The following is a 19218-nucleotide window of genomic DNA, read 5'->3' on the forward strand; positions in this document are numbered from 1 at the left end:
GCACTTGTGCCGAGTCACGAATACCAACAAACCACACCCCAACCACCCTCTGCTACCAGTGGCATCCTACCCGCTGCGGTGGCGCAAACACAGGCGTTTGCAAGATTGTTTCAGCAGTTTCTAAAACAGAGTCAGGCCCGGGTTGAGCTCGCGCTCGACCAGTGGCTACAGAAATCCCCCCTGGATAACACACCACTGATGACCGCCATGCGCTACAGCGCCCTCGATGGCGGTAAGCGGGTGCGTTCGCTGCTTGCCTTTGCCACCGCCGAAACCCTGGCCGACGCCCCCCGGGAGCTGCTCGACGGCATCGCTGCCGCCATTGAGTGCATCCACGCCTACAGCCTGATCCACGACGACCTACCGGCCATGGATGACGACGATCTGCGCCGCGGCCGCCCCAGTTGCCACATCGCCTTTGGCGAGGCCAATGCCATTCTCGCCGGCGACGCCCTGCAGAGCGAAGCCTTTACCATTCTCAGCAGCCCGGAGCTGCCCCTGGCCGACGCCGCCCGCTGTGCGGTTATCCGGGAGCTGGCGCTGGCCTCTGGCAGCCAGGGCATGGTGCTCGGCCAGGCCATTGACCTGAGCGCGGTTGACCAACAACTCACCCAAGCACAGCTGGAGACCATGCACAGTCTGAAAACCGGTGCCCTGATTCGCGCCAGCGTGCGCATGGCCGCCCTCGCCGTCGACGCCAGCAGTGAGCAGCTGGCGCAGTTGACCCTGTTTGCCGAGAAGGTCGGCCTCGCCTTTCAGGTGCAGGACGATGTGCTCGACGTTACCGCCGACACCGCCACCCTAGGCAAACCCCAGGGGGCCGACGCCGCCCTCAACAAACCCACCTTTGTCTCGCTGCTGGGCCTGGCGGACGCTCAGAAATATGCCCAAAGTCTGCATCAGCAGGCCCTGGCCGCTCTGGCCAACTTCGATTACCGGGCCGACAACCTGCGGCACATCTCCGGGTTCATCGTCAATCGCAGCAATTAGCGTTTTTTTACGTATAGTTATTCCCGGCCAGGGTCGCTAGAATAGCCCCCTTAACACTCGCACTGCCAAGGTCAGAATGCTCACTGAAATTCCCCTTCACCGCCCGGTCACCCCGCTATTGGACAGCATCAATAGTCCCGACGACCTGCGCGCACTGGAGGAGAGCCAACTACCCACGCTGGCCGCTGAATTGCGTGAGTTTCTGCTTTATTCCGTCGGTAAAACCGGCGGCCACTTTGGTGCCGGCCTGGGTGTGGTGGAGCTCACCATCGCCCTGCACTACGTCTACCAAACCCCCGAAGACCGTCTGGTGTGGGACGTGGGCCACCAAACCTACCCGCACAAGATCCTCACCGAACGCCGCGAGCGGATGCACAGTATCCGCCAGCTCGATGGCCTGGCCGGCTTCCCCAAACGCAGCGAGAGCCCCTACGACACCTTTGGTGTGGGCCATTCCAGTACCTCATTGAGCGCCGCCCTGGGTATGGCCGTGGGCAGCCAGCAACAGGGTGACGACCGCCGCATGGTGGCGGTGATTGGCGACGGCGCCATGACCGCCGGCATGGCTTTTGAAGCGCTCAACCATATCGCCCACCTAGGCTCCGACCTGCTGGTGGTACTGAACGACAACAACATGTCGATCTCGCGCAATGTCGGCGGCCTGGCCAACTACTTCTCTAAAATCTGGGCCAGTAAGCTCTACACCGAATTCCGCGAGGGCAGTAAGAAGGTGCTCTCCAAGATTCCCCAGGCCTGGGAGCTGGCCCGCAAAACCGAAGAGCACGTGAAAGGGATGGTGTCGCCGGGCACTCTCTTTGAGGAGCTCGGCTTCTACTACATCGGCCCCATCGACGGCCACGACCTGCCGCGCCTGGTGCACGACATCAGCAACCTGCGTGAGCTGAAAGGGCCCAAGCTGCTGCACGTCATCACCAAAAAGGGCAAGGGCTTCGCACCGGCCGAAGATGACCCGGTCGGCTACCACGCGCTTAACAAGATTGAGCCCAAGGCGCCCGCCGCCGCGGTAGCCAGCCATGTACCAGACAAACCGAAAAAGCTGAAGTATCAGGATGTGTTCGGCCAGTGGTTATGCCGTGAGGCGGAACACAACGCCAAGCTGATGGCGATCACCCCCGCCATGTGCGAGGGCTCGGGCATGGTCGAGTTCGCCGAGCGCTTTCCCGATCAGTTTCACGATGTCGCCATTGCCGAGCAGCACGCCGTCACCTTTGCCGCCGGCCTCGCCTGTGAAGGGTTGAAACCGGTGGTGGCGATCTACTCCACCTTTCTGCAACGGGCCTACGACCAGCTGGTGCACGACGTCGCCCTGCAGTCGCTCGACGTCACCTTTGCCATCGACCGCGCTGGCTTGGTGGGCGAAGACGGCCCCACTCACGCCGGCAGCTTTGATTTGAGCTACCTGCGCTGCATCCCCAACATGGTGATTGCCGCCCCCAGCGATGAGTTCGAGTGCCAGCAGTTGCTGCAGGCCAGCTTTGAACACCCGGGGCCTGCCGCTGTGCGCTATCCGCGCGGCACCGGCACCGGTGCCGACCTCAGCCAACAGGCACCACTGCCGGCGATCGGCCGCGGCCGCCAGTGCCGAGCGGGCACCGGGGTGGCGATTCTCAACTTCGGCACACTGCTCGAGCGCGCCCTCACCGTGGCCGAGAGCCTCAACGCCACGGTCTGCGATATGCGCTGGGTAAAACCGCTGGATGAAGCGCTGATTCTGGCCATGGCCAGCCAGCACGACCTGCTGGTTACCCTGGAGGATAACGCCCTGGCCGGTGGTGCCGGCTCGGCGGTGTTGGAGCTTTGCCAGCAACACGGCATTCTGGTGCATGTGTTACAGCTGGGCCTGCCCGACCGCTTCCAGGACCACGGTAAGCGCGAGCAGCTGCTGGAGCAGGCCGGCCTCTCGGTAAATGCCATGCACGACGCTATCCAGGCACGCCTGGAAAAGATCCTCCAACTCCCGCAAAGCCGCCTGCTGCCCTAGCCCATCCTCATTACGTAGCACCCTCGCTCGTCGTCGGAGAGGCTCAACAGCTGGGTATTGCCGCCCACCGCCATGGTATTGACCGACAGGCTCTTCTCCACGGCAAAGCGGCTCAGGTAGTGGCTGCCCCCCGCCTTAAAGCCGGTGCCCGACAACCCCATACCACCAAACGGCTGCAGCCCCACCACGGCGCCAATCATATTGCGGTTGATGTAGATATTGCCCACCGGTGCCTGCTGCGCCAACGCCTGCCAGCGGCTCTCCAGGCGGGTGTGCACCCCCAGGGTGAGACCAAAACCGGTGGCGGCGATATCGGCTAACAGCAGCGGCAGCTGATTGGCAGTGAAGCGCACCACATGCAGTATCGGGCCAAACTGCTCACCGGGAATCTGTGCCAGGGAGTCCAGCTCGAACAGCTGCGGCGCTAAAAAGTGGCCGGGCAGCGACTCCGCTAACGGCGCCGAAAAGTGGCCACGCACCTGAGCACGCTGACTCTCGATATAGCCCTGCAGCCGCTCCAGGGCGGGGCCATCGATAATCGGCCCCAGGTCGCAGGCGAGTTGTTGCGGGTCACCCACCGCCAGCTCCGCCATGGCCCCTTTGATCATCGCCAGCGCCTGATCGTAAATCTCCTCCTGCAGCAGCAGCGCCCGCAACGCCGAACAGCGCTGGCCGGCACTGGCAAAGGCAGAGCGGATAACATCGTCGCAGAGCTGCTCCAGCAGCGCACTGCTGTCGGCGATCATCACGTTCTGGCCTCCGGTTTCGGCAATCAGCGGCACGATTGGCCCCGCCTTGGCGGCCAGCGCGCGGTTGATCGCTTGGGCAGCGGCGACACTGCCGGTAAAGGCAACGCCCGCCACCTGGGGCAGGGCCACCAGCGTCGCCCCCAACTCCCGGCCGCCGGGCAACAGCGACAACACCTCGGCCGGCACGCCGCACTCGTGCAACAGCTCCACCGCCCGATAGGCCACCAGTGGCGTCTGCTCAGCCGGCTTGGCCAGCACCGCATTGCCACTCACCAGCGCCGCCGCCACCTGGCCAATGAAAATGGCCAACGGAAAATTCCAGGGGCTGATACAGACAAACACCCCCCGCCCCTGCCAGCTCAGATAGTTGGCCTCGCCACTGATGCCAAAACCCGCCACCGGCAGCGCTTGCGGCGTGCCGAAAGCAGATTGAGCTGCGCGACTGTAATAGCGGCAGAAGTCGACGGCCTCGCGCACCTCGGCCACGGCATCACCCCAGGTTTTACCGCCCTCGCGCACCAACAGCGCCAGCCAGCTGTCGATATCCGCCTCCAGGGCATTGGCGGCACGCTCCAGGCAGGCAGCCCGCTCGCCGACACTGCGGTCCCGCCAGGCCGGCCAGCGGGCTTCGGCCTGGGCGATGGCTGCATCGACAGCGGCAGTGTCCGCCTCGCACACCTCGCCCAGGCTCTCCTCCCAGTTGGCCGGGTTGTAGAGCCGCCGCGCCGGGGCAGGCCTTGGCCGCCAGCCGGCTACCAGCGGCTCCACGCGACACTCAAGGCCAGCCACCTCCTGCAGCCGGCTGGCAATGGCGGCCACCGCCTTGGGTGAGCTGAGATCGCGGCCGGCCGCGCCGGGCCGTTCACCAAAGATGGCGCACGGCAGCGGCAGCTGCCCATGGCGATAACTGGTACTGGCCGCCGCCCGGGTGATGGGGTCGGCCGCCAGCTGTTGGCTGGAACAACTGGCATCGGCCAGTTGATTAACAAAGGAGCTGTTGGCGCCATTTTCAATTAGACGACGTACCAGGTAAGCCAGCAGATCCCGGTGGCTGCCCACCGGCGCGTAGATGCGCACCGGCGCCAGGCCCGGCCACTGGCAGCGGGCCTGCTGATAGATCGACTCCCCCATACCGTGCAGGCGCTGAAACTCAAACCCCTCGCCCACCTGCCCGGCCATGCGCCAGACCGCCGCCAGGGTGTGGGCGTTGTGGCTGGCGAAGGCGGGGTAGAGCTGCGGCCGGGCGGCCAGCAGAAACTCGACACAGCGCAGGTAGGAGAGATCGGTGTTGCACTTGCGGCTGAACACCGGGTAGTCGGCCAGCCCCTGCTCCTGGGCCAGCTTTACCTCGCTGTCCCAATAGGCACCCTTCACCAACCGCACATTGATAGTCTGGCCGGAATCTTTGGCCAGGGCCTGCAACCAGGCTAACACCGTCAGCGCCGACTTGCTGTAGGCCTGCACCACCATCCCCAGCCCATGCCAGCCATGCAGCTTGCGGTTGTGGATCAGCTTGCTGAACAGACATAGGGTCAGCAGCTGGCGGTGGGACTCCTCGGCATCGATGGTCAGGCCAATACCGGCCTCGGCCGCCTGCAGGCACAGTGGCTGCAGGCGGGCCAGGAGCGCAGCCTCGGCCTGCTCGCGCCGGGAGAATTCAAAGCGGGGGTAGAGCGCCGACAACTTTACCGAGATACCGGAGCGCTCCGGCAGTGGTAGCGCCGAGCCCGATTGGCTCTCGGCCAATGCCCTAATGGCGCTCTCGTAAGCGTGAAAATAGCGCTCGGCATCGGCGGCGGTGCGCGCCCCCTCGCCCAGCATATCGAAGGAGTAGAGTGGTTTGCCGGCGGCGAGTTTATAGCCCTTGGCAAGCGCTTTGGGCAGGGTCTCGGCCAATACAAACTGCTCACCCAAAAGGCCAATAGCCCGGCCCACCGCCTGCCGCACCAGCGGCTGCCCCAACCGTTTCAACGCCTGCATCAGGCTGCTGCCGTTGGGCAGGGTCAACATTTTTCCGGTCAGTGCCAGCCCCCAGCTGGAGGCGTTAACCCAGAAGTTGTCCGAGTGGCCCAGGTGGTCGGTCCAGCGGGCGAAGCTGAGTTTGTCTTCAATCAGTTGATCGCGGGTGCGGCCATCGGGCACGCGCAACAGCGCCTCGGCCAGGCACATAAGCGCCACCCCCTCCCGTTCACTCAGGCGGTACTCTTTGAGGAAGCTCTCCAGCAGGGGGTTGCCGGCGCTGCGGGCGGCGTCGATCAGGGCCACGGCACTGGTGTGAATGTCGTGCCGCTGGCTCTCGGTGAGGGTGAGTCCTTTCAGTAGCTCCGGTACCAGCTCCCGCTCCGGGCGCAGCTTGTTATCGATAAGGGATTGCCACAATTCGGGAAGAGTCACCATGAGCCGGCCTCCAGACAGATGCAGTGGGCCCAAACGGCAGGCTCAGGCCCAGGGATTCAAACTATATGAACCCAAACGGCTGAACTGGCAAGCCCTTCATGCGTTGCTGAAGAGCAGTGTATGGCGTTAGTGGTGATCGTGCGGGTCGTGGTCACCCAGCATGTGGCCGAGCTTGCCCTTCTTCGTTTGCAGGTATTTGGCGTTGTGCGGATTACGGCCGGTTTCATGCGGCAGGCGCTCGACCACATCGAGGCCGATCTCGCGCAGCGCCTCGATTTTGCGGGGGTTGTTGGTCATCAGGCGCAAACTTTTGATGCCGAAATGGGCCATCATGGGCTTTAACATATCGTAGCGGCGCAGGTCGGCGCCAAAGCCCAGGGCCTCGTTGGCCTCCACCGTATCGGCGCCGGCATCCTGCAGATGGTAGGCGCGGATCTTATTGAGCAGACCAATACCGCGCCCCTCCTGGCGCAGATAGAAGATGGCGCCACGCCCCTCCTGGGCGATCTTGTGCAGCGCCGCCTGCAGTTGCGCGCCGCAGTCGCAGCGCAGGCTGAACAGGCCATCGCCCGTCAAACACTCCGAGTGCACACGCGCCAAGAGCGGCTCCGGACCATGGACATCGCCCATGGTCAGAACCACGTGCTCTTTGTCCGATTCACTGTCTTCAAAGCCGTGCATATCAAAAATACCCCAGGGAGTGGGTAATTTGCAGGACTCAACGTATTTGACTGTCACTCAGAAACCTCAAACCTTGGGTCAGTGCTGGGCGCTCAGCACCAACACACCATTCTCTTTTTTCATTTCCAGTTGGCTTAGAAAGCTGTTCCCTAGCAACAACACACCTAACGAGTCGTCCAGATGCACCGACGCCTCAACGTTATCCACCACTAGGGCGCCAACACTGACCCGCGCCAGGGTGATCAGGAAGATCGGCTTGACACCACCGGCGGTGCGCGCCATCGCCTGCTTGCCACTGCGGTAGTTAATGCCCAACGCCTCGGCGGTGGAGCGATTCATGGCAATGGAGGTAGCGCCGGTATCCACTAAAAATTGCACAGGGTGGCCGTTGATCTGGCCAGCGGTGTAGTAGTGGCCGCCGTTGCCAGCGGGAATGCGCACCTCAACGGTCTCGGCCGCCTGGAAGCCCGAGGCGATACGCTGACTAATACCAAGTTGATGGCGTTCACCGTCAATTTCAACCAGACATTCACGGCTGTTGGCGCTGATCAGCTTGACCCCTTCCGGGCTACTTTGGCCAGTCTTGAGCAGACGCTGCTGGCCGTTGATGGTTAGCAGCGCGCTGTTGGCAAAGAGCCCCTGCACCTGCACATCCGCCGCCGACCAGGCAGCCGCTGAGAGCGCCAGGTAAACCAGGCAGATAGCGCGCAAGCAACGGTGCATGCCATTTCCCCTCAAGGCTAACTCAGGATCAACGCCAGCAGTTGAATCACGACCGCAGCGAAAAGGCCGGCGAGTATATCATCAATCATAATGCCAAGCCCGCCATGGACGTGCCGGTCGAGCCAACTGATGGGCCAGGGTTTGGCAATATCGAACAGGCGAAACAGGCCAAAACCGAGCAGTGGCCACCACCACCCCGCCGGCAGGGCGATGCAGGTGACCCAGAGGCCGACAAATTCATCCCACACGATACCTGGGTGGTCGTGCACCTCCAGCTTGCGGCTAGCGGCGTGGCAGATCCAGATACCGAGCACTCCCGCCAGCAGTACCACCGCCAGGTAACCCGGCAGGGGCAGCAACAGCAACAGGTAGGTCAAAGGCAGCGCCGCCAGGGTGCCAAAAGTGCCCGGCGCCTTGCGTGCGCAGCCGGAACCAAAACCAAATGCCAACAGCAGCACCGGTGATCTCACCAGTTGCGCGAACGAGGGGACGGGCGGAAACGAGGCCATAGCTAGAAGTGTTTGTAGCCGAGGTTATCGCACTCGACTATGCGACCGTTGCTCAGACAGACACACTCGTTGCCGCGCACAATTTCGCCAATAGCGGTGATATCCAGCCGGTGCCGCTCGCGCAGTTCTTCCAGGGCTTGCAGCTGCTGCGGAGCTACTGTGAAGCAGATCTGGTAGTCGTCACCACCGGTCAGCGCCCAGGCCAGAGCGGCGTCCGGTTCGGCGAGTTTACGCAGCGGCTCCGAGATAGGCAGCCGCTCGGCCTCGACCACGGCACCGACACCACTGGCCTTACAGATGTGGCCCAGGTCGGCCAGTAGGCCATCGGAGATATCAATAGCGCAGCGGCTGACTTCAGACAGGGCGTGCGCCTCGCGGATCCAGATTCTTGGCGTGTAGTACTGGGACATAAAGTAGCTGAAGGCCGACTTGCCGACATCCAGCTCTTTCTTGATGACCGCCAGTGCGGCGGCGCCATCGCCCAGGCTACCAGTGACAAAGATGATGTCGCCCACCCGCGCCTGGGAGCGCAGCATAGCCTGACCCGGGTCGACGCTGCCGTGCACCTGAATGGCCACCGCCAGCGGCCCACGGGTGGTGTCGCCCCCCACCAGGGAGAGGTTGAACTCCTCGGCTGCTTTAAACAGGCCGCGACTGAACCCGGCCAGCCAGTGGCTTTCGGCGGCGGGCAGGGTGAGGCTCAGAGTCATCCACAAGGGGTCAGCCCCCATGGCAGCCAGATCGCTAACAGCGACCCGCACCGCGCGTTCGGCGATCAGCTCCGGATCGGCATTTTTGGGGAAGTGCACACCACCGATCATGGTGTCGATGGAGACCGCCAGTTGTTTACTCTGGGGCACCGTCAACAGCGCGCAGTCGTCACCGATACCCAGATTAACGCCATAGGAGGCTACAATCTGGCCGGCAAAATACTCCTCGATAAGATCAAATTCGCTGATGGAGGCCATCTGCTTGCTCTCTCTGCCACACTACCCGCCGGGCGGGTTTAGTCGCGATGGTTCACTTCTACCGGCCGCAAACTGGCCGAGGTTTTGTCCAACACGCCGTTGATAAATTTATGGGCATCGGTGGCACCAAACTTTTTGGCCAGGGAGACCGACTCGTTGATCACCACCTTGTAGGGCACATCGATACGGTGTTTCAGCTCGTAGCAGGCCATGCGCAACAGCGCCAGGGTGATCGGGTCGAGTTCATTCAGGCTGCGCCCCTGCAGGTACTGGCCAAATTCGCTATCGATGGCATCCAGCTCGGCGGGCACGCCGTGCAGCAGCTCGTGAAAGTACTCCACATCCACCGGCTTCATATCGTAGTCGGTGCGAAACTCAGCCTCGATGGTATTGAGCGAGCTGCCCGCCATCTGCCATTGATAGAGCGCCTGCATGGCGTAGTGGCGCGCTTTGCGACGCGCCGCAGGAGAACTGCTCACCCGTTATACCTTCGCCAACACAGAGACCATCTCCAGCGCTGTCAGCGCGGCCTCTTCGCCCTTGTTGCCGGCCTTGGTGCCAGAGCGCTCAATGGCCTGCTCGATGGAGTCGACTGTCAGAACACCAAAGGTGACCGGAATAGAGGCCGCCAGGGAGACCTGGGCCAGGCCCTTGGTGCACTCACCGGCAACATAGTCGAAGTGGGGAGTACCACCGCGGATCACTGCACCCAGGGCGATGATGGCGTCGAATTTGGCAGTGGCGGCAATTTTCTGGGCCATGATCGGAAACTCAAAGGCACCCGGCACGTAGTAGATGGTGATATCGCTATCGTCCACACCGTGACGGCGCAGGGCATCCAGGGCACCGCCCTTCAGGCTCTCCACCACAAAACTATTCCACCGGCTTACGATCAGGGCGTATTTGCCGCTTACGGCGCGAAAATCGCCTTCAACCACTGTAATTCCACTCATTTTCTGTTCACCTGCTTAATCAGTTATTCGCTGTCTTCGTGGCCTTCGGCCGCTCCAGGGGCTTCGGTGCGATCAACCACCTCCAGGTCAAAACCGGAGAGGGCGCTGAACTTCAGCGGTGCCGCCAGGATATTCATTTTGCGCACACCCAGGTCGCGCAACATCTGGGCGCCGGTACCTATCTGACGATAGACCACGTCCTGGGAGGAGCGCGGCTCCTTGCCAGCCAGCAACCAGTCGATGCTCTCTTCGATCTCCTGGGTGGAGAGGCTGTGGCAGATCAAGATCACCACGCCGGTACCCTGCTCCTGCACATACTTGAGCGCCTGCTGCAGGGTCCAGGAGTTATATTTCTTGTCGCTCTCACGCAGGATAGTGAGCAGATCGCGGGCGGTATTGAGCACATGCACGCGCACCGGGACCGCCTCGTTGGGGCTCACGTCACCTTTGACCATGGCGAAGTGCAGCTCGGAGCTGGCCAGGTCGCGGAAGGTGTAGAGACCGAATTCGCCGAAGGCGGTGTCCACCCGGCGCTCATTGACGCGCTCTACCGTCTGCTCTTTTACCGAGCGGTAGTGGATCAGGTCGGCGATGGTGCCGATCTTCAGCTTGTGCTGCTCGGCAAACTTCTCGAGGTCGGGCCGGCGCGCCATGGTGCCGTCTTCGTTCATGATCTCAACAATCGCCGCGGCTGGCTCCCGCCCCGCCAGGCGGGCCAGGTCACAACCGGCCTCGGTGTGGCCGGCGCGGCTCAAAACGCCGCCGGGTTGAGCCATCAATGGGAAGATGTGGCCGGGCTGAACGATATCCTGGGCGCTTGCCTCCTGCGCCACGGCGGCGCGAACGGTGCGCGCCCGGTCAGCGGCGGAGATGCCGGTGGTGACCCCTTCTGCCGCCTCGATAGAGACGGTGAAGTTGGTGGAGTGCACCGTGCGGTTGTTGCTGACCATCAACGGCAGATCGAGCTGGCGACAGCGCTGCTCGGTAAGGGTCAGGCAGATCAGCCCACGTGCGTGGGTGGCCATAAAGTTGATATCCTGCGGGCGGACCATATCGGCGGCCATAATCAGGTCGCCTTCGTTTTCTCGCCCTTCGTCGTCCATGAGAATAATCATCTTACCCTGACGCATGTCTTCGATGAGTTCTTCGACGGTATTGAGTTGCATAGCTTGCCTTGTGCGTGTCGTGCGTTGTGAGCGCCTGGCGCCCGGTTGTTAACGATCGCCCCGGTAGAAGCCGTTTTCGGCCAGAAATGCCAGGTCGATTGACCCGCCATCGGGTTTGGCCGCCTGCTCGCCAAGGAGTAGGCGTTCCAGATAACGGGCGATGATATCCACTTCCAAATTGACTTCGCTACCCACTTGGTAGCCGGCAAAGATGGTCTCTGCCAATGTGTGCGGTACGATGGCCAGCTCGAATTCAGCACCGGCCACAGCATTGACCGTCAGGCTGGTGCCATCGACGGTAATCGACCCTTTGTGGGCGATGTATTTGGCCAGCTCTGCCGGCGCCTGCACACGGAAGCGCTCGGCGCGGGCATCGCTGTGGCGGCCGACAATGGTGCCGACACCATCGACATGGCCACTGACTATGTGCCCACCCAGACGGGAGGTGGGCATCATCGCCTTCTCCAGGTTGACCTTACGGCCCACGGACCAGTGGCCGATGGTGGTGTTGGCGATGGTCTCTACCGAAACATCGGCCCAGTAACCATCGCCGGGCAGCTCAATCACCGTCAGGCAGACGCCGTTGGTGGCGATAGAGTCACCCAGTTTCACATCTTGCAGCTCGAGCTTGCCGGTTTTGATGCGCAGACGCAGATCACCCGATTTCGGCTCGAGCGCCACGACCTGCCCAACTGCCTCTACAATGCCGGTAAACATGATTTTGTCCTACTGAACAGAGTTGCGATGAGCCCACTGGCAACCCTAAGGTTGACTGGGACGCTCAGCGGGCCGCGCGGTTATCTGCCAGTCGCTGCCCACGGCTCGGCAATCGGTAATTTGCAGTGGCCACTTCTCCGCCATTGAGGCCAGGGGCAGCTGCAACAGCGGCCGTGCACTGGAGCCTAACAGCACCGGGGCGACAAACAGCACCAGTTCGTCGACCAACCCCTGGCTGAGAAATTCGCCCGCCAGGGTGGCACCCGCCTCGACCAGTACCTCATTGCACTGCCGCCGACCGAGCTCATCCAAAAGGGTGGGCAAGTTTACTCGCCTGCCAGCGCCAGGCAAAGCCATTCGCTCAATATTTGCGCCATTTACGGCCGCTTGCTGGCTGGTTACCCACAAAATGGGTCCATCCGCCTGAAAAAAGGGTTCGCTACCGGTCAACCCGGCTTCGCCATCGAGTACCACCCGCAAGGGCTGCCGCTGCCCGCTCGCCTGCGGGTGGCCGGCCGGTGGCGTCGTTGCCGTGGGGGGCAGTTGCTCCGGGCGCACCGTCAGGCGCGCCCGGTCATAACTGACGGTGGCGTGGCCGCTGATCACGGCGCAGCTGCGCGCGCGCAGCGCCTGTACCTGAGCACGCGCTTCGGGCCCGGTGATCCACTGGCTCTCGCCGCTGGCCATGGCCGTGCGGCCATCCAGGCTCATGGCCAGCTTGACCCGCACCCAGGGTCGGCCGCTGACCATACGTTTAATAAAGCCGGGGTTGAGCTGCCTGGCCTCGCCCTCCAGCAGGGGGCCATCGACGGCTACCCCGGCCGCCTGCAGATAGTCCAGGCCACGGCCGGAGACCGAGGGATTGGGGTCGCTCATGCCATAGACCAGCCGCCCGATACCCGCCTCGGCCAGAGCCTCACAACAGGGGCCGGTGCGGCCGTGGTGGCTGCAGGGCTCCAGGGTCACGTAGGCGGTGGCGCCGGCGATGCGGCTGCGGTTACCCTCAGCGACACTGGCCAGGGCGTTGATCTCGGCGTGGGGGCCACCGGCGGCCACATGAAAACCCTCGCCAATCACCTGGCCATCGCTAACCAGCACACAGCCCACACGCGGGTTGGGAGAGGTACTGTAAAGTCCCATGGCCGCCAGTTGCATGGCGCGCGCCATATGGCCGATATCGTCGGCGGTGGTAGCCATGGCTCAGCGGCTGCGCTCGCCACTTTCCAGCCGGTCGATCTCCTGACGAAACTCATTGAGATCCTTAAACCGACGATAGACCGAAGCAAAACGCACATAGGCGACCTCGTCCAAACTGCGCAACGCCTCCATCACCTGTTCACCAATCACCCGCGATTTAATTTCACGCTCGCCAGTGGCCTGCAGAAAGTGTTTGATCTGGGCGATGGCCGATTCGATCTGCTCGGTACCCACCGGCCGTTTCTCCAAAGCCCGCTGCAGACCAGCGCGCAACTTGGCCTCGTTAAAGGGTTCGCGGATGCCATCGTTTTTAATCACCCGCGGCATCAACAGCTCGGCAATTTCATAAGTGGTGAAGCGTTCACGGCAGGATTGGCACTCGCGTCGACGGCGCACCTGATCGCCTTCAGCGACCAACCTCGAGTCGATGACTTTAGTATCTTCTGCTCCACAAAACGGACAATGCATGGCCGACCAGACCTTGTTATGATGGCTGCGCTCCGCGATTGGCGCGGGGCGAGCGGGTTGCCAAAAGTTGCGGCATCTTAGCACAAAAGCAGAAATATTCGCTGGTAAAGCAGAGGAAGAGAAGAAATATGCCACTGGAGAATTGGCTGAAGGTGTTCCACCTCTTTTTTGTAATTTCCTGGTTTGCAGTGCTCTTTTATCTTCCCAGGCTGTTTGTTTACCACGCCGGCTGCGATGATGCCCCCGGCAACGAACGCTTCAAAATTATGGAGCGCAAACTCTACCGAGGCATGGGCACTTTCACCATGATCGGCACTCTGATTTTTGGCGGGTGGCTATTTGCGCTGAAACATGGTTACTATCTGGCGGTTGGCTGGATGCACGCCAAGCTGTTGTTAGTGGTGTTATTGATCGGTTACCACCACTGGTGTGGCTGGCACGTTAAGCAGTTTGCCCGCGATCAAAACCGATACAGCCATGTCTATTTCCGCTGGTTTAACGAAGTACCGATCTTTTTCCTACTGGGGATTCTGATACTGGTGTTGGTGAAGCCCTTTTGACGTAGGCCGCTCACCGGCAGGACCATCAGCTCAAAGCCTCAACAATAATGACAACGGGGGCCTATTGGCATGATCAATCTAGCGCGAGCCGAAACACCTGTGGTGCTGAGCTTAAATGCCGTCGATCCGAGCGGTACGGGCGGACTGCACGCCGACATTGAAGCCTGCGCCAGTATTGGCACCCACTGTCTGGGTGTGGCAGCCGCCATCATGGCCAGAGACACCCAAGAGATCAAAGAGATTGCCCCCACCAAGCCCGGCTTGGTGATCGAACAGACCCGCGCCCTCCTGGAAGACATTCCAGTCAAAGTGATCAAGGGCGGCCAGCTGGGCAGCATCGAAAACATCGAGGTGTTGCACTCAATTCTGGTGGACTACCCCGACATTCCCGTGGTCCTCGAACCCGAGCTGATGCACGCCTCCACCAAGCTCGGCGCCGACCAACAGCTGCTCGCCCATGCCAGCCGTGCACTGCTCTTGCCCAAAGCCCACTTGGTGGTGATGAGCAACGATCAGGCCTTCGCCCTCTCCAACTCCGCCGACACCATCGACGCCTGCGCTGCCGAAATTCTCGACTCCGGTTGCGAGCACCTGCTGGTGTTTGGCTGCGACCGCAACGCCGATCGTTGCCAGGGCCGGCTGTTTGGCCAGCGCGGCCTCATCCGCACCTTTGACAGCAGCGCCTACTCCGCCGCCACCGTGCCTGGCGCCGCGACTGTCTTTACCGCCTGCATTGCCGCCTACTTGGCCCATGGCCTGCTGCTGCACGAGGGCATCGCCCAGGCGCAGAACTTTACCCTGGCGGCCATCAGCCAGGCGCGCAATCTGGGTATGGGTCGGGCGATCACCAACCGTATGCACTGGACCAACGGCAAATCCTCCGAACAGAACTAGGCTGGAGTCGGCAGCGTCGACCATCTGCGGTAACATGTGCCCGGCCACTGGCCTGGCACCCTTTTCGATTAGCAGTAAGGATCTCCCATGAACCGATCTGAGCAGTTGTTCAGCGAAGCTCAAAAATACATTCCCGGTGGCGTCAACTCCCCGGTTCGCGCCTTCCGCGCCGTTGGCGGCACTCCCATCTTTTTCAGTCGCGCCCAGGGAGCTTATCTCTACGATGTCGACGACAAACGCTACGTCGACTACGTCCAGTCCTGGGGCCCCATGGTACTCGGCCATGCCCACCCGGAGGTGATTGCCGCTGTCGTTGCCAAGGTACAACAGGGGCTCAGCTTCGGCGCCCCCACCGAGATCGAAACCACCCTCGCTGAGCAGCTCTGCCAACTGCTGCCCGGTATGGACCTGGTGCGCTTCGTCAATTCCGGTACCGAGGCAACCATGAGCGCCATCCGCCTGGCGCGCGGGGTAACCGGCCGCGACAAGATCATCAAATTTGAGGGCTGCTACCACGGCCACTCCGACTCACTGCTGATCAAAGCCGGCTCCGGCGCGCTCACCATGGGCGTACCCAGCTCGCCGGGGGTACCGGAGTCACTGGCGCAACACACCATCACCCTCACCTATAACGACATCGCCGGCGTTCAACAAGCATTCTCGGAAATTGGCGAGCAGGTGGCCGCCATTATTGTTGAACCGGTGGCCGGCAATATGAACTGTGTACCGCCAGTACCCGGCTTTTTGGAGTGTCTGCGCGAGCAGTGCGACAACTATGGTGCGCTGCTGATTATTGACGAGGTGATGACCGGCTTCCGCGTGAGCCTGACCGGTGCTCAAGGTCACTATGGCGTTACCGCCGACATCACCACCCTGGGCAAGGTGATGGGCGGCGGTATGCCAGTGGGCGCCTTTGGCGGCAAGCGCGAGGTGATGGAGCAAATTGCCCCGCTCGGCCCCATCTACCAGGCCGGCACCCTGTCGGGCAACCCGGTGGCCATGGCCGCCGGCCTGGCCAACCTGAAACTGGTTCAGGCGCCGGGCTTCTACTCTGCCCTCAGCCAGAAAACCGAGTCCCTGATTGCCGGCCTGCAGCAGAGAGCCGAGGCCGCCGGCATTCCATTCACCACCAACCATGTCGGCAGTATGTTTGGTTTCTTCTTTACCGAAGAGCCAACCATTACCAACTACCAACAGGTGATGGCCTGCAACATTCCGCGCTTCAACCGCTTCTTCCACGGCATGCTGGAGCAGGGCGTCTACCTGGCACCCGCCTCCTATGAAGCGGGCTTTATGTCGGCAGCCCACAGCGACGACGACATCGAGTACACACTCAATGCCGCCGAGCGCGTATTCAAGAGCCTGGATTAAAACAGGGGCGTAAGACGCCGCCAGCCAGAAACGAAAAACGCCGGTTTAACCGGCGTTTTTTTATGGGTGATGAGATCGGCCAGGAGGGCTAATCGACTCTAAACTCGGCGATCACCTCAGCCATGCTGATCAGCGAGCGATAGCTATCGGGGATGATCTGAAAGCCCGCCCAAACCACATCGGGGGAGTCGACCATGGCTTCGGAGATCCACAAACACTCCGCCTGGAGCGTGGCTTCCGAGCAGCCATTGATATGGCGCGGCAGCAGCAGCTTGACGGTGTAGACAGTCTCCATTACCACAGCACCGCGGGAGACCAGCATAAAGCCCCCTTCATGCAGATCAGCTATGGTACCCAACTCCTTACCGGTCGTCTGGTCCACTGCCTGGATACGGTCGTCGAGCTTGTGCCGTTTGGCACTGCGACGCTCGCCTTTTTCAACGGGATTATTTTCAGCCATAACTAGTGAACACCTCCGGAGACCTTGCCTGAATCCGACTGCATGCTCTCAAAGATATTTTCCAGCGCCCGTTCAAAGAACGGCTTGGTGCTACCAATGATGACACGTGCCTTGCGCGCCAACATATCGCGAGCCAGCTCCAGGCCGGTTTTCATACCAACCTTTTTACCGGTTTGATCGACCAGCATGTAGTGTGAAGTCTTGGAGTTGTACCAAGCGACCTTCAACCGTTTGCCCTGCTCGAACTCAAACCAGGTACCAAATTCAATCATTTTCAAACTCTCAACCAGGCGCGCCTCCTCTTCGGAGATGCGCTCAGCCGCCACCTCAGACTGCCCTGCCTTTTTCGCCGCCATGGCTTCCAGCTTTTCGCGCATGGGGGGTGGTGCTGCCTCGACATTGCGCTTGGTAATCGCCGAGCGCTGAACCTTGGCGATGGCATCAATCAGCTTTTTGCCCTTAGCCTGATCGTAGCCGATGGTCTCCAGGCCAGACTCAAGCTGATCCAGTAGTTCATCCTGAATCTCCAACTGACGGGCGCGATCATCGGGGCTCGCCTTGGGCGTTACACTCCAGATAACGTCATCGACCACTTTAATGGCACGCAGCCAGCTGTCGGACTTCTCGCCATAGCGCAACAAAATAAAAGCCAGGTAATCGGACCAGGGCTGCAACAGCAGCAGCAACAGCGCAGAGGGCAGCTCTTTGCCGTCGGTGCGCTTGCGGATCTCGTTGTTGACGCGGATTTTTACCTCGCGCAGCTTCTCTTCGCCATGCACCTTCTCCATGGCCCGTTTTTCCATCAGCTCCTGACGACGCAGCACCTTCTTGGTGTAGGCGCTGAAGTCCATCAATAACTCGGCGAACAGACGCACATCGTCTTTGAACTCTTCCAATACGCGCGAGACAGTCGCTTTGATTTTGTCGTAGATATCGAATTGACTGGAGCCGTCGTTGGAGACCCAACGCACGCCGGCCTCCGCCAGATTATTCAACAACAGACGGGCGGGATGTTCGCTCTGTTCAAAAAACTCGGCGTCCAAAAAGGCGACCTTCAAATAAGGGGTGTGCAGATAACTGAGCAGCGCTTTGATGTTATCGGGCAGGCAGTCGTCGGAGAGCATATAGTCGAACAGCATACCGACCAGCTCGATGATGTGCATGTCGTCAGCATCAACGTGGCCATCTTTCGACGCTTTGCTCAGCTCTTCGGTCAATGCCTCAGTCACCTGGGCGACGTTGACCGGCTGCAAAATATCGGTGGCTGACTGGCGGATGTTAATGATCTGATCCTGCATGGTCTGCAGAGCACCTACCAACTGCTGGTTGCTGAACACCGTCATTGGCCGGCCGCCCACCGCACCACCCACCGCAGCGCCACTGTAGCGGGCGGGACTGGTTTGGAACTGGCCATTGAAACTGGACAACGCCTGGATGGGCACCGGGCCGTAGCTGACCGGCGACGGCTGGGTATCCAAGGTGACCACACCGCCGTAGTTTTGGATTTCGCGAATCGCCTTGAGCAGGCTGGATTGGTGCTCCTGGCTCGCTTCCGGGTCCATGGCGGCGTAGTCGCCCTCATCATAGACACCGGTTTCGCCAAAGCCTGGAGTAAAGTCGGTTTGGAATTCGCCTCCGGCACCCGGGCCGGCCTGCTGTTGGTGAAAACTGAGGTTGGGTAGAATACCTTCGCCAATCAGGTAGTTATTCACCGTCGCCAGAATCTGTTCCAGCTGCGCCATAAACGACCGCTCGAACACCTCTACCGCTACCAGGCGGGGCTTGAGATCGATACTTAATATCTGGAGCGCTTTGCGAAAGGCCTCGCAAAACTGAATGGGCGCTACCGGGTTGCTGGCATCGGTGACCGGCTTGTTGCCGATCAGAGCCGAAAAGCGTTTATTCAATGCCCACAGTGGTTCTACCAAGCGTGTATCAGCCCGACGCGCCGCGGAGGAGACCGCGATCGCCTCTTCCAACTCGTCGTTGCCTAATAGAGAGAGATTGGATTCATCACCGGTGGCCGGGTGGGTATTCAGCTCACCCTGTTTGAACTTAACAAAACCCTCCGCCAGGGCGCCGCACAAGTGGCGTTGCAGATCGTCGAGATTGTGGCGAAAATGGCGCTGGATATCGTGCAGCTCGTTCTGCTCAATGTTGCTGCTCGCCTTGCGAATTTTATCGGCAACATATTGGTCCAACGCCTGGTAAAAGCCGCGGAATTGCTCCTCTGAGAAGTCAACCACGAGCTTTTGGCAGGACTTCAATCTGGCTATTAGCTGAAGCTCTGCATTACTTTGTGGCGTTCGTTGTCTGGTCTGCATGTTTCGAGTTCGATTGGTTAGATGATCTTCATTAGGCACGGTGAATCACCAAGAGTGTGTTGTTGCCACCCAGCATGAGTGGTTGAGAT

18 protein-coding genes are annotated in these 19218 nt (G+C 60.9%); 5 read left to right on the top strand and 13 right to left on the bottom strand.

Features of this window, described 5'->3' with window-relative positions; genetic code table 11:
- Positions 1 to 6: 6 nt before the first annotated feature.
- Complete coding sequence (gene ispA / locus SBL51_RS07865; RefSeq protein ID WP_317930348.1) at positions 7 to 990, top strand: (2E,6E)-farnesyl diphosphate synthase; 984 nt, start codon at positions 7 to 9, stop codon at positions 988 to 990.
- Between the two features lie 76 nt (positions 991 to 1066).
- The gene (gene dxs, locus SBL51_RS07870) at positions 1067 to 2992 is read left to right on the top strand and encodes a 1-deoxy-D-xylulose-5-phosphate synthase (RefSeq protein WP_317930349.1); all 1926 of its coding nucleotides are present in this window, start codon (positions 1067 to 1069) and stop codon (positions 2990 to 2992) included.
- Here dxs and putA read toward each other — a convergent pair.
- The 11 genes from putA to nrdR form a co-directional block, all read right to left on the bottom strand.
- Positions 2989 to 6138 carry a bifunctional proline dehydrogenase/L-glutamate gamma-semialdehyde dehydrogenase PutA gene (putA, locus tag SBL51_RS07875; protein WP_317930350.1) on the bottom strand — a complete coding sequence of 1050 codons (3150 nt, stop codon included), beginning with the start codon at positions 6136 to 6138 and terminating at the stop codon, positions 2989 to 2991. The two genes, dxs and putA, sit on opposite strands and share 4 nt — an antisense overlap.
- A gap of 126 nt (positions 6139 to 6264) precedes the next feature.
- Complete coding sequence (gene ribA / locus SBL51_RS07880; RefSeq protein ID WP_317930351.1) at positions 6265 to 6876, bottom strand: GTP cyclohydrolase II; 612 nt, start codon at positions 6874 to 6876, stop codon at positions 6265 to 6267.
- Positions 6877 to 6897: 21 nt separating this feature from the next.
- The gene (locus tag SBL51_RS07885; RefSeq protein ID WP_317930352.1) at positions 6898 to 7542 is read right to left on the bottom strand and encodes a TIGR02281 family clan AA aspartic protease; all 645 of its coding nucleotides are present in this window, start codon (positions 7540 to 7542) and stop codon (positions 6898 to 6900) included.
- A gap of 17 nt (positions 7543 to 7559) precedes the next feature.
- Entirely contained in the window at positions 7560 to 8051 is a 492-nt protein-coding gene (locus tag SBL51_RS07890) for a phosphatidylglycerophosphatase A (protein WP_317930353.1), read from the bottom strand.
- A 2-nt stretch (positions 8052 to 8053) separates the two neighbouring features.
- Positions 8054 to 9019, bottom strand: a complete 966-nt coding sequence (gene thiL, locus SBL51_RS07895) for a thiamine-phosphate kinase (RefSeq protein ID WP_317930354.1) — start codon at positions 9017 to 9019, stop codon at positions 8054 to 8056.
- A 38-nt stretch (positions 9020 to 9057) separates the two neighbouring features.
- Complete coding sequence (gene nusB / locus SBL51_RS07900) at positions 9058 to 9498, bottom strand: transcription antitermination factor NusB (protein WP_317930355.1); 441 nt, start codon at positions 9496 to 9498, stop codon at positions 9058 to 9060.
- A 3-nt stretch (positions 9499 to 9501) separates the two neighbouring features.
- Positions 9502 to 9972: a 6,7-dimethyl-8-ribityllumazine synthase gene (gene ribE / locus SBL51_RS07905; protein ID WP_317930356.1), complete on the bottom strand. Its 471-nt coding sequence runs from the start codon at positions 9970 to 9972 to the stop codon at positions 9502 to 9504.
- Between the two features lie 23 nt (positions 9973 to 9995).
- Positions 9996 to 11138: a bifunctional 3,4-dihydroxy-2-butanone-4-phosphate synthase/GTP cyclohydrolase II gene (gene ribBA, locus SBL51_RS07910; protein WP_317930357.1), complete on the bottom strand. Its 1143-nt coding sequence runs from the start codon at positions 11136 to 11138 to the stop codon at positions 9996 to 9998.
- Between the two features lie 48 nt (positions 11139 to 11186).
- Entirely contained in the window at positions 11187 to 11855 is a 669-nt protein-coding gene (locus SBL51_RS07915) for a riboflavin synthase (RefSeq protein ID WP_317930358.1), read from the bottom strand.
- Positions 11856 to 11900: 45 nt separating this feature from the next.
- The gene (gene ribD, locus SBL51_RS07920; RefSeq protein ID WP_317930359.1) at positions 11901 to 13052 is read right to left on the bottom strand and encodes a bifunctional diaminohydroxyphosphoribosylaminopyrimidine deaminase/5-amino-6-(5-phosphoribosylamino)uracil reductase RibD; all 1152 of its coding nucleotides are present in this window, start codon (positions 13050 to 13052) and stop codon (positions 11901 to 11903) included.
- Positions 13053 to 13055: 3 nt separating this feature from the next.
- Positions 13056 to 13520 carry a transcriptional regulator NrdR gene (nrdR, locus tag SBL51_RS07925; RefSeq protein WP_317930360.1) on the bottom strand — a complete coding sequence of 155 codons (465 nt, stop codon included), beginning with the start codon at positions 13518 to 13520 and terminating at the stop codon, positions 13056 to 13058.
- Positions 13521 to 13648: 128 nt separating this feature from the next.
- Here nrdR and SBL51_RS07930 point away from each other — a divergent pair, with 128 nt between their 5' ends.
- The 3 genes from SBL51_RS07930 to hemL all read left to right on the top strand — a co-directional run bounded on the left by SBL51_RS07930 (position 13649) and on the right by hemL (position 16345).
- Entirely contained in the window at positions 13649 to 14080 is a 432-nt protein-coding gene (locus SBL51_RS07930) for a CopD family protein (RefSeq protein WP_317930361.1), read from the top strand.
- 69 nt (positions 14081 to 14149) lie between these two features.
- Entirely contained in the window at positions 14150 to 14974 is an 825-nt protein-coding gene (locus SBL51_RS07935; RefSeq protein ID WP_317930362.1) for a hydroxymethylpyrimidine/phosphomethylpyrimidine kinase, read from the top strand.
- Positions 14975 to 15061: 87 nt separating this feature from the next.
- On the top strand, positions 15062 to 16345 hold the full coding sequence (gene hemL / locus SBL51_RS07940) for a glutamate-1-semialdehyde 2,1-aminomutase (RefSeq protein ID WP_317930363.1): 1284 nt from the start codon (positions 15062 to 15064) through the stop codon (positions 16343 to 16345).
- A gap of 88 nt (positions 16346 to 16433) precedes the next feature.
- Here the strand turns inward: hemL and SBL51_RS07945 are convergent, their stop codons facing one another.
- Both SBL51_RS07945 and SBL51_RS07950 read right to left on the bottom strand, forming a co-directional pair.
- Positions 16434 to 16805 (bottom strand): hypothetical protein, encoded by a 372-nt coding sequence (locus SBL51_RS07945; protein WP_317930364.1) that lies wholly within the window; start codon positions 16803 to 16805, stop codon positions 16434 to 16436.
- Between the two features lie 2 nt (positions 16806 to 16807).
- Entirely contained in the window at positions 16808 to 19129 is a 2322-nt protein-coding gene (locus SBL51_RS07950; protein WP_317930365.1) for a DUF1631 domain-containing protein, read from the bottom strand.
- Positions 19130 to 19218 lie beyond the last annotated feature (89 nt).

The sequence above is a fragment of the Halioxenophilus sp. WMMB6 genome, from assembly GCF_033283405.1.
In the GTDB taxonomy this organism is placed as follows: domain Bacteria; phylum Pseudomonadota; class Gammaproteobacteria; order Pseudomonadales; family Cellvibrionaceae; genus Halioxenophilus.